14 protein-coding genes are annotated in these 15,478 nt (G+C 63.4%); 8 read left to right on the top strand and 6 right to left on the bottom strand.

The window, feature by feature from the left end; all coding sequences use genetic code 11:
* Positions 1 to 251 precede the first annotated feature (251 nt).
* The 5 genes from glpK (at position 252) to yddG (ending at position 6,400) form a co-directional block, all read left to right on the top strand.
* Positions 252 to 1,748, top strand: a complete 1,497-nt coding sequence (gene glpK, locus FAZ30_RS04940) for a glycerol kinase GlpK (RefSeq protein WP_124641684.1) — start codon at positions 252 to 254, stop codon at positions 1,746 to 1,748.
* Between the two features lie 228 nt (positions 1,749 to 1,976).
* Entirely contained in the window at positions 1,977 to 2,681 is a 705-nt protein-coding gene (locus FAZ30_RS04935) for an MIP/aquaporin family protein (RefSeq protein WP_124641683.1), read from the top strand.
* 364 nt (positions 2,682 to 3,045) lie between these two features.
* Positions 3,046 to 4,584, top strand: coding sequence for a glycerol-3-phosphate dehydrogenase (gene glpD, locus FAZ30_RS04930; RefSeq protein ID WP_199730950.1), 1,539 nt, complete (start codon positions 3,046 to 3,048; stop codon positions 4,582 to 4,584).
* 139 nt (positions 4,585 to 4,723) lie between these two features.
* Positions 4,724 to 5,458 (top strand): helix-turn-helix transcriptional regulator, encoded by a 735-nt coding sequence (locus tag FAZ30_RS04925; protein WP_124641681.1) that lies wholly within the window; start codon positions 4,724 to 4,726, stop codon positions 5,456 to 5,458.
* Positions 5,459 to 5,536: 78 nt separating this feature from the next.
* A complete protein-coding gene (gene yddG, locus FAZ30_RS04920) occupies positions 5,537 to 6,400 on the top strand; it encodes an aromatic amino acid exporter YddG (RefSeq protein WP_124641679.1) in 864 nt (287 codons plus the stop codon).
* Positions 6,401 to 6,427: 27 nt separating this feature from the next.
* On the opposite strand, the gene FAZ30_RS04915 is transcribed toward yddG, so the two are convergent.
* From FAZ30_RS04915 to FAZ30_RS04895, 5 genes are all read right to left on the bottom strand, one after another.
* Positions 6,428 to 6,976: a peroxiredoxin gene (locus FAZ30_RS04915; RefSeq protein ID WP_137008940.1), complete on the bottom strand. Its 549-nt coding sequence runs from the start codon at positions 6,974 to 6,976 to the stop codon at positions 6,428 to 6,430.
* 204 nt (positions 6,977 to 7,180) lie between these two features.
* Entirely contained in the window at positions 7,181 to 7,945 is a 765-nt protein-coding gene (locus FAZ30_RS04910) for a DeoR/GlpR family DNA-binding transcription regulator (protein ID WP_124641675.1), read from the bottom strand.
* 97 nt (positions 7,946 to 8,042) lie between these two features.
* Entirely contained in the window at positions 8,043 to 8,642 is a 600-nt protein-coding gene (locus FAZ30_RS04905; RefSeq protein ID WP_137008938.1) for an MOSC domain-containing protein, read from the bottom strand.
* Positions 8,643 to 8,649: 7 nt separating this feature from the next.
* The gene (locus FAZ30_RS04900) at positions 8,650 to 9,750 is read right to left on the bottom strand and encodes an NAD(P)/FAD-dependent oxidoreductase (RefSeq protein WP_137008936.1); all 1,101 of its coding nucleotides are present in this window, start codon (positions 9,748 to 9,750) and stop codon (positions 8,650 to 8,652) included.
* Positions 9,750 to 11,183, bottom strand: coding sequence for an aminotransferase-like domain-containing protein (locus FAZ30_RS04895; protein WP_137008934.1), 1,434 nt, complete (start codon positions 11,181 to 11,183; stop codon positions 9,750 to 9,752). The genes FAZ30_RS04900 and FAZ30_RS04895 overlap by 1 nt, the downstream gene beginning before the upstream one ends.
* 112 nt (positions 11,184 to 11,295) lie before the next feature.
* On the opposite strand from FAZ30_RS04895, the gene FAZ30_RS04890 reads away from it, so the two are divergent.
* Positions 11,296 to 12,558, top strand: a complete 1,263-nt coding sequence (locus FAZ30_RS04890; RefSeq protein WP_137008932.1) for a benzoate/H(+) symporter BenE family transporter — start codon at positions 11,296 to 11,298, stop codon at positions 12,556 to 12,558.
* A 51-nt stretch (positions 12,559 to 12,609) separates the two neighbouring features.
* Here FAZ30_RS04890 and FAZ30_RS20365 read toward each other — a convergent pair whose 3' ends face one another.
* Positions 12,610 to 12,765: a hypothetical protein gene (locus tag FAZ30_RS20365; RefSeq protein WP_158613543.1), complete on the bottom strand. Its 156-nt coding sequence runs from the start codon at positions 12,763 to 12,765 to the stop codon at positions 12,610 to 12,612.
* Positions 12,766 to 12,987: 222 nt separating this feature from the next.
* On the opposite strand from FAZ30_RS20365, the gene FAZ30_RS04885 reads away from it, so the two are divergent.
* Together FAZ30_RS04885 and FAZ30_RS04880 are read left to right on the top strand one after the other, a co-directional pair.
* A complete protein-coding gene (locus FAZ30_RS04885; protein WP_233578310.1) occupies positions 12,988 to 14,379 on the top strand; it encodes an aminopeptidase P family protein in 1,392 nt (463 codons plus the stop codon).
* 479 nt (positions 14,380 to 14,858) lie between these two features.
* Positions 14,859 to 15,461, top strand: a complete 603-nt coding sequence (locus FAZ30_RS04880; RefSeq protein ID WP_124641665.1) for a CBS domain-containing protein — start codon at positions 14,859 to 14,861, stop codon at positions 15,459 to 15,461.
* The last annotated feature ends 17 nt before the right edge of the window (positions 15,462 to 15,478 follow it).

The raw sequence follows: 15,478 nt of genomic DNA, 5'->3' as shown, positions 1-15,478 counted from the left end.
GTCGCTGGCGACTAGTCGGATTTCAGCAAACAGCGAAAGTTTTATGCGTGTTGATTGACAGCTGAAGCGTGACAACTAGAATGGGCCGAAAATAAAACGAACAATATAAATACAAAAAACAACATAACAAAGATTGCTGCCTCACTTTCCCGGCCAGTCCGGCGGGGATGTCTGAGGTGATGCCGTCAAAACCAGTCAGCAAAAAGCGCTCGGCCTGCAACGGCCTTTGGATTGCAAAGGAGACACCTCACATGAAAAACCAGTTCATCCTGGCTCTGGACCAGGGAACCACCAGTTCCCGCGCCATTCTGTTCAACCAGGCTGGCGACATCGTTTCGCTGGCACAAAAGGAATTCCGCCAGATCTATCCCCAGCCGGGCTGGGTGGAGCACGACCCGCAGGAGATCTGGGGCGGCCAGGCCGGCGTGGCTGCCGAAGCCGTGGCCAAGGCCGGTATCGATGGCCGCAGCATTGCCGCCATCGGCATTACCAACCAGCGCGAAACCACCATCGTGTGGGACCGTGAAACCAGCCTGCCGGTCTACAACGCCATCGTCTGGCAAGACCGCCGTACCGCTGCATTTTGCGATCAGCTGAAGGAGCGTGGCTTGGCGGAATCGATCCGCAGCAAGACCGGCCTGCCGGTCGATGCCTATTTCTCCGGCAGCAAGATCAAGTGGATTCTGGACAATGTGCCGGGCGCTCGTGCCCGCGCCGAAGCCGGCAAGCTGGCCTTTGGCACGGTGGACAGCTGGCTGATCTGGAACTTCACCCACGGCAAGGTACACGTTACCGACGTGTCCAACGCCTCGCGCACCATGCTGTACAACATCCACACCCAGCAGTGGGATGCCGAGCTGCTGGACATCATGGGCATTCCGGCCAGCATGTTGCCGGAGGTGAAAAGCTCCAGCGAAGTCTATGGCCACACCCACGCCGCCCATCTGGGCGTGGAAATCCCGATTGCCGGCGTGGCCGGCGACCAGCAGGCGGCCTTGTTCGGCCAGCAGTGCACCCGTCCGGGCATGGTGAAGAATACCTACGGCACCGGCTGCTTCATGATGATGAATACCGGCAGCAAGCCGATTGAATCTTCCAATAATCTGCTGACCACCATTGCCTGGAAGGTGGATGGCCAGGTGCAGTACGCGCTGGAAGGCTCCATTTTCATTGGCGGTGCGGTGGTGAAATGGCTGCGCGACGGCCTGGGCATCATCCGCCATTCGGCCGATGTCGGCCCGCTGGCGCAGGAAGTGGCCAGCAGCGACGGCGTGTACCTGGTACCGGCCTTTGCCGGGCTGGGTGCGCCGCACTGGAACCCCAATGCCCGAGGCACCATTGTCGGTGCCACCCTGGGGACCAAGGCGGCCCATATCGCCCGTGCCGCGCTGGACAGCATTGCCTACCAGACCATGGATGTGCTCAAGGCCATGGAAGCCGATGCCGGCATGGCCATTGCCGAGCTGCGCGTGGATGGAGGTGCCACTGTCAACGAACTGCTGATGCAGTTCCAGTCCGACATTCTCGGCGTGGATGTGGTGCGCCCGAAAATCACCGAAACCACCGCACTGGGTGCTGCCTATCTGGCGGGCCTGGCTGTGGGTTACTGGGATGGCGTGGCCGATATCCAGGGCCAGTGGCAGCTGGACCGCCGCTTCCAGCAGGACATGGCGGCCGAAGAAGTGAGCAGCAATGTCCGTGGCTGGAACCGTGCAGTCAACGCAGCCAAGGCCTGGGCTGAATCCTGAGACGCAAACTGACCGCCTTGTCCCACCGCCGCCATGCCCGGGCGGACGGTGGGCCGGATGAACCGTCCGGCGGTTGCTTTGCTTCATTTTCCTGAGTGTCCACCGTGCAGCCGGCATGGCGACGTTTGCGTCGCCAGCGGTCTGTCGCGGTGGTAGCCGCACCGGGGGAGAGCAGCTGTCTGCCAATGTAGCGGATGGTAGCGGGAGCCCTGGTGCGGAGACAAAACCATGAATCCTTTGTTTGGTGAATTTATCGGAACGGCCCTGCTGGTGTTGCTGGGCAATGGCGTGGTGGCCAATGTGCTGCTGAGCAATACCAAGGGCCATAACAGCGGCCTGATCGTGATTGCCTTTGGCTGGGCCATGGCGGTGTTTGTCGGTGTATTCAGCGTGGCCGCCATCAGTGGTGCCCACCTGAACCCGGCAGTAAGTGTGGCGCTGGCGGTGGCCGGCAAGTTCGAATGGGCGCGCGTGCCCGGTTATGTGCTGGCACAGATGCTGGGTGGCATGATGGGTGCGCTGCTGGTGTGGGTGATCTACCGCAAGCACTACGAAACCACCGAGTGTGCCGAGCTGAAACTGGCGACCTTCTGCACCGGCCCGGCCATTCGCAGCCTGCCGGGCAATCTGTTGTCCGAGGTGCTGGCGACCTTTGTGCTGGTGTTTGCCATCCTCAGCATGGTGGCCCCCAAGATGTCGCTGGGGGCGATGGATGCCCTGCCGGTGGCGCTGCTGGTGCTGGGCATCGGTGTGTCGCTGGGCGGCACTACCGGCTATGCCATGAGCCCGGCGCGTGACCTGGCCCCGCGCATCATGCATGCCCTGCTGCCGATTCCCGGCAAGCGCTCCAGCGACTGGGGCTATGCCTGGGTGCCGGTGGTGGGCTCCTTGCTGGGCGCTACCCTGGCAGCGGTGACCTATACCCACCTGTGATTTTGCTTTGCTCCTGGTCGCCCCAGAGGTTCGGGGCCGGCAAGCCACCTGCGGGTGGCTTTTTTTATGTCACTCTGCGCATAGCCTGCGCCGATGCCGTCTGACGGCGCGCTGCTGTCACCGTGCCATCCAGTCAGGAGCTGCGCTGGCTGTTGCGGGGCAGGGCGGCTATTGCCACCAGTCAGCAAACAAGATTGTGGTCCATACACACATTGCAGCGCACAAAACGAACATAAACGAACATTTTGTGTTGAATTTATATTCGCATGACTCTATGCTGGCAACATCGAACCTGCCGGCTCAGCCGGCAGGGCAGGCATAACAGCAAGGCCGGTAGGCTGGCGACAAGACAGAGGATGGCACAGTGAAACGCTATGATTTGATGGTGATAGGCGGCGGCATCAATGGCACCGGCATTGCCCGCGATGCGGCAGGGCGCGGTCTGTCCGTGCTGCTGTGTGAAAAGGATGATCTGGCTTCGCACACCTCGTCGGCCAGTACCAAGCTGATTCATGGCGGCCTGCGCTATCTGGAATATTACGAATTCGGCCTGGTGCGCAAGGCGCTGCAGGAGCGCGAAGTGCTGCTCAAGGCGGCACCGCACATCATCTGGCCGCTGCGCTTTGTCATGCCGCACGACAAATCCCAGCGCCCGGAGTGGATGATCCGCTGCGGCCTGTTCCTGTACGACCACCTGGCCAAACGTGAAGTATTGCCCGGCTCGGAAACCATCAGCTTTGCCAAGCACCCCTCCGGCGCGCCGCTGAAGGCCGCGTTCAAGCGTGGTTTTGTCTATTCCGATGGCTGGGTACAGGATGCCCGGCTGGTGGTACTCAATGCCATGGCGGCAGCCGAACATGGCGCCCGCATCGTTACCCGCACCGCCTGTGTGGGGGCGCGGCGCGAGGGCGAGCGCTGGATTTGCACCCTGCAGCGGGCAGATGGCCAGCGTGAGCAGGTAGAGGCCCGCGCCGTGGTGAATGCTGCCGGCCCCTGGGTGGAAAGCCTGCTGAAAGACACCTTGCAGCTGCCGTCACCCAAGTCCATCCGTCTGGTCAAGGGCAGTCACATCGTGGTGAACAAGCTGTTCGATCACCCCTATGCCTATATTTTCCAGAATCCGGACAAGCGCATCATTTTCGCCATTCCCTACGAAAACGACTTCACGCTGATCGGTACCACCGATGTGGAATACCACGGCGACCCCGGTGCCGTCGCCATCGACGCGGAAGAGGTGGACTACCTGTGCCGCATGAGTAATCGCTATTTCAACAGCCAGATCGGCCCCGGGGATGTGCTCAGCACCTATTCCGGCGTGCGCCCCTTGCTGGATGACGAAGCCAGCAATGCCGCCAGCGTGACCCGCGACTATGCGCTGGAGCTGGATGCCGGCGCAGCGCCGATGCTATCGGTGTTCGGTGGCAAGATCACCACCTATCGCAAGCTGGCAGAAGAAGCGGTGGACCGGCTGGCCCCGCTGCTGGGCAATGGCCAGCCCACCTGGACCGCAGGCGTGCCGCTGCCGGGCGGCGACATGCCGGGTGCCGACGCGGCGGCCTTTCTTGCCGCCAGTGCGCAGCGCTATCCCTGGCTGCCAGCCGCCGTGCTGCAGCGCTATGTGAAGAGTTACGGCACGCGTCTGGCCACGCTGATCGGCAGTGCCAGCACGCTGGCCGAGCTGGGGGCGGAAATCCTCCCTGGCGTGTACGAGGCCGAGCTGAGCTATCTGGTGGATCAGGAATGGGCGGTCAGCGCAGAAGACATCCTGTGGCGGCGCAGCAAGCTGCGTCTGCATTTGCCGGCGGATGCCGGCGCCATCCTGGACGGCTGGCTGGCGCAGTACCGTGCCGGCGCTGGCCTGCGCCAGACTGCGCAATGGGCAGCAAACACCCAGCCGGGCTGAGTCATCGATTTTGTTGTTGGCGTATCTTGTTGTATCGGGGCTTGCTCCCGTCTCCTCCCCTGGCCCCACCTTTGTCGGTGGGGCATTTTTTTTGTCTGCAGCTTGACGCCACCTTGTGGCCAGCCATTACCATGCTGTCATGCATACCACCGATACCCTGTTGCTGGAGCTGCGCAGCTATCAGCAGGAAAGCCAGCAGCACCAGCATGATTACCACCAGCTGGTGTTGCCGGCGCGTGGTCGGCTGGAGCTGGAAGTAGATGGCCGTGGCGGCCATGTTGCGGCCGGGCAACTGGCCGTGATCGCTGCGGGCAGCGGCCACGGTTTTGCTGCGCCGGGCGACAATGCCTTTGTGGTGGCCAATGTGCCGACGGCGCTGGCCCCGCAATTGGCGCAGCTGCCAGCGTTTTTGCCGCTGGATGCCAGCCTGCTGGCCTATGTCGCCTTTTTGCGCGAGGAGTTGCAACGGCCACCGGCCGGCGCGGCCGGGCAGCGGCAGATGTTGCTGCTGCTGACGCAATTGCTGTCCGAGCGTGCCGGGGCCGCCTTGCAGCTGGACCGGCGCGTGGCGGCGGCCCGCGCGTTGCTGGATGCGCGCTTTGCCGAAGACATCAGCCTGGCGCAACTGGCAGCGGCCTCACACCTGAGCGTGCGCCAGCTGTCCGAGCTGTTCCGCCGGCAGCTGGGCATGAGCCCTGGCCAGTACCAGCTGGAGCAGCGCATGCAGCATGGCTGGCTGTTGCTGGAGCAAGGCCGTTTGCCGGTGCAGCAGGTGGCCGAGTACTGCGGCTATGCCAGCCTGTCGGCCTTCAGCGACCGCTTTCGCCGTCATTTCGGTGTCGCGCCCAGCCATTTCCGCCTGCACGGCAAATAAGCCCGCCACAGCGGCAAAGCCGGCCTGCTGCCAGCGCGCTACGCTGCTGCATTGCATTTTCATCACGGGTGTTTTGCCATGCTGAGCCGCCACCAGGCTACCTTGATCGGCAGTCTGTCCATTGTGTTGTGGGGCAGTCTGGCCCTGCTGACCCGGCTCACCGCCGGAGTGTTTCCGCCCTTTCAGTTGCTGAGCATGACCTTTGCCCTGGCCTTTGGCCTGATGCTGGCCAAATGGCTGTACGCCGGTCAGTCACCGCTGGGCTATCTGCGTCAGCCGCCGCTGGCCTGGCTGCTGGGGGTGGGCGGCTTGTTCGGCTATCACTTCTGCTATTTCCTCGCCATGCGGCTGGCCCCGGCGGTGCAGGTGAGCTTGCTGGCCTATCTGTGGCCGTTGCTGATTCTGCTGTTTTCCGCCTTGCTGCCGGGGCAGCGCCTGTCGCGCTGGCATGTGCTGGGTGGCCTGCTGGCGCTGGCGGGGTGCTGGCTATTGCTGGGCGGCGGGCAGGGTGGTTTTGCCGGCCAGTATCTGCCCGGCTATCTGATGGCGCTGCTGTGCGCGCTGATCTGGTCGCTGTACTCGGTAGCCAGCCGCATGGTGGCGCAGGTACCGACCGACGCCGTGGGCTGGTTTTGTGCAGGCACAGCGCTGCTGGGCGGGCTGTGCCATCTGTATGGCGAAACCACGGTGTGGTCCGCGCCGTGGTCGGCCTGGCTGGGCGTGCTGGCCCTGGGCCTGGGGCCGGTGGGCATCGCCTTCTTTACCTGGGATATCGGCATGAAGCAGGGCAATCTGCCGCTGCTGGGGGTGTTGTCCTATGCCGCGCCGCTGATTTCCACCCTGCTGTTGCTGGCGTGTGGCCTGGCTCAGCCGAGTGGTGCGCTGGCCCTGGCTTGTGTGGCCATCATCGGCGGGGCGGCGCTGGCGGCGCGCGGCCGCTGAGCCGCATCCGCCAGGTGGCTGGCTTGGCTAGTGGCCGGCAGTTTTCCAGGCTTCGACCGCCTGCATGGTGTTGGCCACATGCTGGTTGGGGGCCATGGCGCTGTAGCTATACCACACCTTGTGATCCGGGGTGATCACATAGGAGGTGCGGCTGGCATAGCTGGTGCCGGGAATCATCACCGTATCGTAAGCCTTCATGATCTTGCGTTCGCCATCGGCCGCCACCGGGAATTTGCTGCGGCATTCGGACACGGAAAAGCGCTGCAGCTTTTCGATGTCATCGCCGGATACGCCGATGACCGTGGCACCCAGTGCCTTGAACTTGTCCACTGCCTCGGCAAACAGGTGTGCTTCCACCGTGCAGCCACTGGTAAAGGCTGCCGGGTAGAAGTACAGCACCACCGGGCCGTGCTGCAGGGCTTCGTTCAGCGAGTACTGAAAGCGCTTGCCGCCCAGCGAGGCTTCGGTGCGAAAGTCGGGCGCGGCAGCACCCTTGGCCAGTTCGGCCTGGGCCAGCGCCGAACACAGCAGGGCGGTGACACCCAGCGACAGACACAGACGGGATAACAGTTTCATGGCATGACTCCGTAGTACAGTGGGTGCTTGGGCGTAAGAACCTGTTCATAGTCTGCTGGATTTAGTCGAAATGGGGTGATACCGCGTTAAAAACACCTGCGGAATGCTCATTTACTCTAGGTAAACTCCGCTTCCCCACTTCATTTCCGGTCGTTTTCGCCTTGTCTCACTCTAGCTCGCGAGACTTTGAACAGGCTCTAAGGATCAGCCGGCCACAAACAGCTGGGTGCCGGCTTCGGCAATCACCGCTTCCATTTCTGGCGGCACCGGCTTGTCGGTAAACAGCGCATGCACCTGCGACAGATGGCCCAGTTCCACCAGCGCCGGGCGGCCAAACTTGGAGTGGTCGGCCGCCAGCAGTACCTGACGCGATTGCTGGATGATGGCTTCCGAGGTGCGTACTTCACGATAGTCGTAATCGCGCAGCACTCCATCGTTTTCGATGCTGGAAATGCCGATGATGCCGTAATCCACCTTGAACTGGCGGATCAGCTGCACCGTGGCTTCGCCGGTAATGCCACGGTCGCGCTTGCGCAACACGCCGCCCAGCACGATGACCTCGCAATCCGGGTAGTCGCACATCATGTCGGCTACGTGCAGGTTGTTGGTGATCACCCGCAGGCCGCGATGGCGGTGCAGCGCCTTGGCCACTTCCTCGGTGGTGGTGCCGATATTGATGAACAGCGAGGCATTATCCGGAATCTGCTTGGCCAGCAGCTCGGCTAGCCGGCGCTTTTCCTCGATGCACAGAACCTGGCGGGCGTTGTAGGCCACGTTTTCCACGCTGGACAGCACGCTGGCACCGCCGTGATAGCGTTGCAGCAACTGGTGTTCTGCCATCAGCGCAATGTCGCGGCGTATGGTCTGGTGGGTGACGCCAAAATGGGCAGCCAGCTTTTCCACGGTGACATAGCTTTCGCGATGGACGATGCCCAGCAGTTCTTGCTGGCGCTGATTGAGAATGATCATGGTGGTGGGTCGTTGTCTGTATGCAGCGGTGTTGGAAGCTGCCTGATTCTACATGAGCAGCGCATTTCGCCAAATGCCGTTGGCAGGCGCTGCCGTGTCAGTCCAGCCGGTGCACGCGGCGGCGGAAGGCTTCGGCCATGCTGAGCTGGCGCGGGCCGGGCAGGATGCGGAAGGATTCACCGGCGCGCAGCGTGCCGGTTTGCAACACCGCCAGATAAAAGCCGCAATGGCCGCTTTGCGCCATCAGCTTCACCGCCAGGCGCATGTCCATGTGCGCCTGGAACTTGAAGCAGGGCTGGCGCGGCTCGGTAATCTGCAGCCGGCAATCGGCAAACTCCAGCACATCGCCCACGTGGGCGTCGTGCTCCAGCAGGCCGCTGAGCGTGAGGTTTTCTCCCAGCATGCCGTGATGCAATGTGCTGCCGGCATGGCGCGAACCGTGCTGCTGGCAGGCTTGCTCCCAGAATGGGTAATGCTCCAGCGGATAGGCGTAGATGGCCTTGGCCAGGCCGCCATGTACCGTGGGGTCGGCCTGTTCGTCGCCAGTCAGCCCCAGCTTGCCCACCGCAATGGCCTCGGGCCGTTGCAGGGTGCTGACCGGCAGCTTGTTGATGCCGCTCATGATGCGGCGGCCCTCGATCAGCATGGGGCTGACCGCAGCCAGATTGATGGAGTGCAGGGTGCCGCTGTCGGTCATGTTTGTCTCATCTGCGTTGATTCACCATCGTGCTGACGGCCTCGGCCAGTGCCAGACAACTGGTGAGGCCGGGGGATTCGATGCCGTACAGGTTGATGAGCCCGGCTACGCCATGCTGTGCCGGCCCCTGGATGACAAAGTCGGCATCCGGCTCGCCCGGCCCGGCCAGCTTGGGACGTACCCCGGCATAGGCGGGCTGCAGCGCACCATCCGGCAACTGCGGCCACCAGCGGCGGATGCTGTGATAAAAGGCCACCGCGCGGGCTGGGTCCAGCCGGTAGTCCACGCCGTCTATCCATTCCACATCCGGGCCGAAGCGCGCTTGCCCGGCCAGATCCAGCGTCAGGTGGCAGCCCAGGCCGCCGGCTTCCGGCAGCGGGTAGATCAGCCGCGAGAAGGGCGAGCGACCACTCAGGCTGAAATACACGCCACGGGCGTAATGGGCGGCGGGAATGGTTTCACGTGGAACGCCGGTGATGCTGGCGGCCACGCTGGGTGCCCACAGTCCGGCGGCATTGATCACCAGCCGGGCTGGTATTGGCATGCCGGCAATGTCCAGCGCCAGGCCCTGCGGCGTGATGCGTCCGCCGCTCACCGGCGAATGACAGGCCAGCTGTGCGCCGTGGGCTTCGGCATCGGCCAGCAGGGCTTGCAGCAGCGCGTGGCTGTTGATGATGCCGGTGGACGGCGACAGCAGGGCCGCATGGGCGTGTAGCGCCGGCTCCAGCGCGCGGATGCCGGCAGCGTCCAGCCATTGCAGATCGTGCACGCCATTCTGGGTCGTGCGCTGGGCAATGGCGTGCAGCCGTGGCAGATCGGCCGCCGTGTTGGCCACGAGCAGCTTGCCGATACGCTGGTGCGGGATGTGCCGCTCGGCACAGTAGCGATACAGCAGATCGCGGCCCTGCACGCATAGCTGTGCTTTCCGGCTGGCGGGCGGGTAGTAGAGGCCGGCGTGGATCACTTCGCTGTTGCGGCTGCTGCTGTGCTGGCCGATCTGGGCTTCGGCTTCGCAGATCATCACCTCGCGTCCGGCCATGGCCAGTTGCCGGGCAATGGCCAGCCCCACCACGCCGGCACCGATGACCACGCAATCCAGTGTGTCCATCAGGCTTTCCCGCTCAGTTGTTCGCTGGCCAGCCAGCCCAGGGTACGGATGTCTTCCGCCAGCTGGGTGGACCAGGGCTGGCCGCAATTGATGCGCAGGCAATGCGCAAAGCGCGGTTCGGCCGAGAACACCAGGCCGGGGGCGAAACTGATGGAGCGCGCCAGTGCCGTTTCCAGCATGGCCTGGCTGTCCAGCCCCTCCGGGCCTTCCACCCATAGCAGCATGCCACCTTGTGGCCGGCGTACGCGGGTGCCACGCGGGAAGGCTGCCAGCACCGCATCGGCCAGAGCATCCATTTGCTGTTTCAGTTGCTGGCGGATGCGCTGGCTGATGCGGGCGTAATCGCCGCTGGCCAGCACCTCGGACAACACCGCCAGCAGGATGGCCGGGCTGACCAGGCTGCTGCTTTCGCGCAGCCGTTCCAGTGCGGCATGGTGACGGCCGCCGGACAGCCAGCCCAGGCGGAAGGCCGGGGCAAAGCTCTTGGTGAAGGACGAACAGTAAATCACGTCGCCGTCGCGGTCCCAGGCCTTGAGTGGAGTGGGATGCTGCGGGCCGAAGTACAGTTCGCCGAACACATCGTCCTCGATGATGGTGAGGCCGTGGCGGCGTGCCAGTTGCAGCAGGCGCTTTTTGTTGTCGTCCGGCATCAGTGCGCCGGTAGGGTTCTGGAAGTTGGTAACCGTCACCAGGCATTTGACTGGCGCACCGTGGCGCAGGGCGAATTCCAGCGCTTCCAGCGACAGGCCGGCATCCGGCGTGCAGGGAATCTCCAGTGCCTTCAGGCCCAGCGTCTGCAGGGTTTGCAGCAGGCCGAAGTAGACCGGGGTTTCCACCGCCACCACGTCGCCCGGCCGGGTGAGCAAGCGCAGCGACAGGCTGATGGCTTCGGTAATGCCCTGGGTAAACAGCACCTTGTCCAGTGGAATGTCCAGCTGCCAGCTGGCGGCCAGCCGCCGTATCTGCTGATGGAGCTGCTGCTGGTCGGCCGTGGGCAGGTAGGCACCGATCAGCTCTGGCTGGCGCGCCAGCAGCAGCTGCATGCGGCGTGACAGCTCCTGCGCCGGGTACAGGCTGCTGTGCGCCTCGGCCATGTGCAGTTGCTGGCGGATGGACGAGGCAGACAGGCGGATCAGCTGGCTCATGCGGCTGTCCACGTCCACCAGTGCGGCGGCGGTTGGGCCGGGCTGGGCGGCCGTGCCGCTGGCGACATGGCGTGGCAGGGCGGCAAAAAATCCGCTGCGCGGACGCGCCACCACGCTTTGCTGTTCTTCCAGGTGGCGATAGGCGGCCAGTGCGGTCAGGGTGTTGACGCCGTGCTCGGCTGCCAGCCGGCGCACCGCAGGCAGGCGGCTGCCCGGTGGCCATTCGCCGCTGTCCAGCCTTGCCTGTAGCTGGCGGGCGATATGCAGATAAAGCGGAAGATCGGTCATCGCTGTTCTATATAACAGATTCAGTCCAGTCTACGCTGTTTGTGGCAGCTGTGGGAAGGCAGGCGGGCCGGCTTGCTCTAGCCTGTGTGCATCAACGCATTTGGAGTCATCCATGTCCACCCTTTCCCCGCGAGAGTCTCCTGCTGGCCAGACGCATGCTGATCGTGTGCCGTTTAGCTGGTCTCATTTCTCGCCTTCGGCCGGCCTTGCCGCAGTGCTTGCACTGCTGGTGGGGTATTCCGGCCCCTTTCTTATTATTGTGCATGCCGCCCAGTCCGCCGGCCTGAGCGCGGCACAGCTGGGCTCCTGGGTGTGGGCGGTGTCCATTGCCTCCGGCGTGGCCGGCATCTGGCTCACCCTGCGCTGGCGCGTGCCGGTGATTACCGCCTGGAGCACGCCGGGTGCGGCGCTGCTGCTGGCGGCGCTGCCCGGCGTACCGTACGGCGAGGCGGTGGGGGCTTTTCTGGCTGCCGCCGTCATTGTCACCGTGGTGGGCGTGAGCGGTGCTTTTGACAAGCTGATGAAAATTTTCCCTGCTTCGCTGGCGGCAGCCATGCTGGCGGGCATTCTGTTTCACTTTGTCGCCGATGTGGCCGGGGCGGCCAGTCAGCAGGCCATGCTGGTGGTGCCGATGGCGGTGTTGTTCTTTGTCGGCCGCAAGCTGTTTCCGCGCTTTGCCCTGCTGGCAGCCATCGCACTGGGGCTGGCACTGGCCGGTTGGCAGGGGCTGTATGGCACGGCGGCTAGCTGGCAGGGCAGCAGCGGCCCGCTGTTCACCATGCCGCAGTGGTCGTGGACGGCCTTCGTCAACCTGGCGCTGCCGCTGGCCTTGCTGGCGCTCACCAGCCAGTTCTTGCCGGGGATGGCGGTGTTATCGGCTTCCGGCTACCACATTCCGGCGCGCTCCCCGGTAACCGTGCTGGGGCTGGCCTCCATCATTACCGCGCCGCTGGGTGGCCATGGTGTGACGCTGGCCGCCATCATCGCCGCCATCTGCACCGGGCCGGAAGCCCACCCGGACCCACAGCGCCGCTACATGGCCGGGCTGGTGTGCGGTGCGCTGTACATTGTGCTGGGCATTGCCGGTGGCGCACTGGCAGGCTTGGTGCTGCTCTTGCCCAAGGCGCTGGTGGTGACAGCGGCCGGTCTGGCGCTGTTCGGCACACTGGCTTCTTCGCTCACTGCCGCGCTGATGGACGACGGCCACCGCGAAGCGGCCTTGCTCACCTTTGTGGTGGCCGCATCGGGTGTCACCATCGCCGGGCTGGGCTCACCGCTGTGGGCGGTACTGGCGGGGGGCAGCGTAAGCTGGCTATTGAAGGCGCGCCCCAAAAGCACGCCGGCCTTGAAGCCGGTGATGCAAAGCAAAAACTGACCTAGTAGTTGAGGAAAAATGGCCGCCCAGTATGAACCGGGTGGCCATTTTTCATTGGTAAGACAGGGTGAAGGTGGAAGTGGCCGACAGGCTGCCGGCACCGAGCATGCCGGTAGGGATGTAGCTCACGGCACAGGGAAAGCTGTGCAGGCCGGCAAGGTTGGCCAGAAAACGCTGGCTGGTATTGTTGTTGTCGGTAAAGGTCACATAAAGATTGGTGGTGGCCGGCTAGTGCTGCCCGGCCAGCACGGTGACGCCCGCTTTGGGGCGGGTTTGGGCCCGCACTATCATGGCGGCAAGCTGGTCATGTTCCGGCCTGCCGTGTACAGTGGTCATTCTGTATACAATTTTCCAGTCAGCACAATATCGGCCATAAAATGCCGGCCGGCTACGGTTAACACGGCTGACATGGTTGAAAAAGGAGTGAACATGATGTTTTCTGCCGCCACCTATCAGCAGCGCCGCACCGCGCTGCAACAGTCTTTGTCGGGCAGCCTGCTGCTGTTCGTCGGCAATGTGGATTCGCCGATGAACTACCACGACAACATCTTTCCCTTTGTGCAGGATTCCAGCTTTCGCTACTTCTTCGGCCAGAACCAGCCGGGTATGGCGGCGCTGATCGACTGTGCCAGTGGTGTGGCCACGCTGTTTGGCAATGATCCGGACGTGGCAGACATTGTCTGGACTGGTCCGCAGCCGATGCTGGCCGAGCGCGCCGCGCGTGCCGGCATCACAGCCAGCCAGCCGTATGCGGCACTGGAGCAGGCGCTGGCGGATGCGGTGGCTGCCGGCCGAACGATTCACTATCTGGCACCCTATCGTGGTGAAACCCGGCTGGAGCTGGGTCGCCTCTTGGGCGTGCATCCGGCCGAGGTGGCCGCCGGCTTTTCGCCACAGCTGACCCGCGCCGTGGTGGCGCTGCGCGAGATCAAGAGTGCCGAGGAAGTGGCCGAAATGGAGGCTGCATTGGCGGTGACCGGTGCCATGCACGTGGCGGCGATGCAGTCTTCGCGACCGGGCGTGGTGGAACATCAGGTGGTGGGCATCATGGAAGGCATCATGCGCCGTCACGACTGGCAGTTGGCTTACCCCTCCATTTTCTCGCGTCGTGGCGAAGTGCTGCACAACCATGCCCACGACAATGTGCTGCAAAAGGGTGATCTGGTGCTGAACGACACCGGTTGTACTTCCGGTGGCGGCTACGCCAGCGACATCACCCGTACCTTCCCGGTGGGCGGGCGCTTCAACCAGCAGCAGCGCGAGTTGTACAACATCGTGCTGGACATGCAGCTGCAAGCCATCGCCGCCATCAAGCCGGGGGTACGTTATCTGGACGTGCACAAGCTGGCGGCGCAGGTGATGGTGGAGGGCATGCGCGAGCTGGGCTTCTTCCACGGGCCAGTGGAGGAGATTGTCGACTCTGGCGCCTATGCCATCGCCTTCCCGCATGGGCTGGGCCATCAGATCGGCATGGATGTGCACGATATGGAAGGGCTGGGCGAGGATCTGGTGGGCTATGACGACACCGTGCAGCGCAGCCCGCTGTTTGGCATGGGCTATCTGCGCCTGGGCAAGGCGCTCAAGGCCGGCATGGTGCTGACGGTGGAGCCGGGCATCTACTTCATCCCGGCGCTGATTGAGGCCTGGCAGGCCGAGGGCCGCCACAGCCAGTACATCAACTATGCGCGTTTTGCCGAGATGACCGGCTTTGGCGGCATCCGCATCGAAGACAATGTACTGGTTACCGATAGTGGCAGCCGCGTGCTGGGCGAGCCGATTCCCAAGACGGTGGACGAGCTGGAAGCCATCATGCAGATGTAAGCCTGCCTTGGCATTGCGACACCACAAAACCGCCGTTTACGGCGGTTTTTCAGGCTGCTGACAAAGTGATTTGGTACGATGCACCAGGACCCGGCACCGCCGGGCCTCTTTAGGTAAGTGGTTGATTCCGCAGCCTTCCTGTTTCATCCCTATCCCCCCGCCCTTGCCCTGCAAGGGAGCCTCGCTTTCATTTCAGAAAGCGAGATGAGGCATGTCAATACCAAACAAAAACCGCCGTTTACGGCGGTTTTTGTTTGGATGGCCAGCCCCGTCGGTGGCTGCCGGCAACACAAATTTGCAGCCTTGGCTCAACAGCGGCCTTGCATCCGGAAAATCCTGCCTAGAATGAAATCTGGACCGTAGCGGGGGAGACAGCGCCGGCCCAGCCCGTTAGCGACACGACAGTCAGTCCGCCGTGCCACTGTGACCAGGCCTCGCCGTCTGGCCAGACAACAACATCGATCCAGCTGGAGAGTCACATGGAAACTTCATTTCAAGCGCTGCCATCCATGGCCATGCCCAAACATACCGACCTGGTGCATCTGGACCAGCGTCCGCTGCGCCCCATCAATCTGAAAAGTCCGGCGCTGGAGGTGATGACCGACCTGCGCATCATCGACCCGGTCAGCATCGGCGAAGATGAAATCCTGCGTCACGCCCACAACCTGATGATCAGCCGTGGCATCCGCCTGTTGTTTGTGCAGGACGAAGACAGCCGGCTGGTGGGCCTGATCACCGCATCCGACATCCTGGGCGAGCGCCCGGTGCAGTGCATGCTGGGGCATGGCAAGCGCCATGACGAAGTGCTGGTGCGCGATGTGATGACCCCGCGCAGCGAGCTGGAAATGCTGTCGCTGGCCGATGTGCAGCACGCCACCGTCGGCCACATGGTGGCCACGCTCAAGCAGCAGGGCCGGCAGCATGCGCTGGTGGCCGAGCTGGACCTCAATACCGGCCATTACCAACTGTGTGGCATGTTCTCCACCTCGCACATGGCGCGGCGGCTGGGCATGCCGCTCAACTTCATGCGGGTGCCGCAGGCGCTGTCGGAAATCCAGCACGCGCTGTTGCACGAGGGTTAACGGGGTAGGGCTGGGCT

The sequence above is a fragment of the Aquitalea aquatilis genome (assembly GCF_005155025.1).
GTDB classification, from domain to species: domain Bacteria; phylum Pseudomonadota; class Gammaproteobacteria; order Burkholderiales; family Chromobacteriaceae; genus Aquitalea; species Aquitalea aquatilis.
Note: the sequence above shows the minus strand (reverse complement) of the source record. Positions and strands in the feature narration are given on the sequence as shown.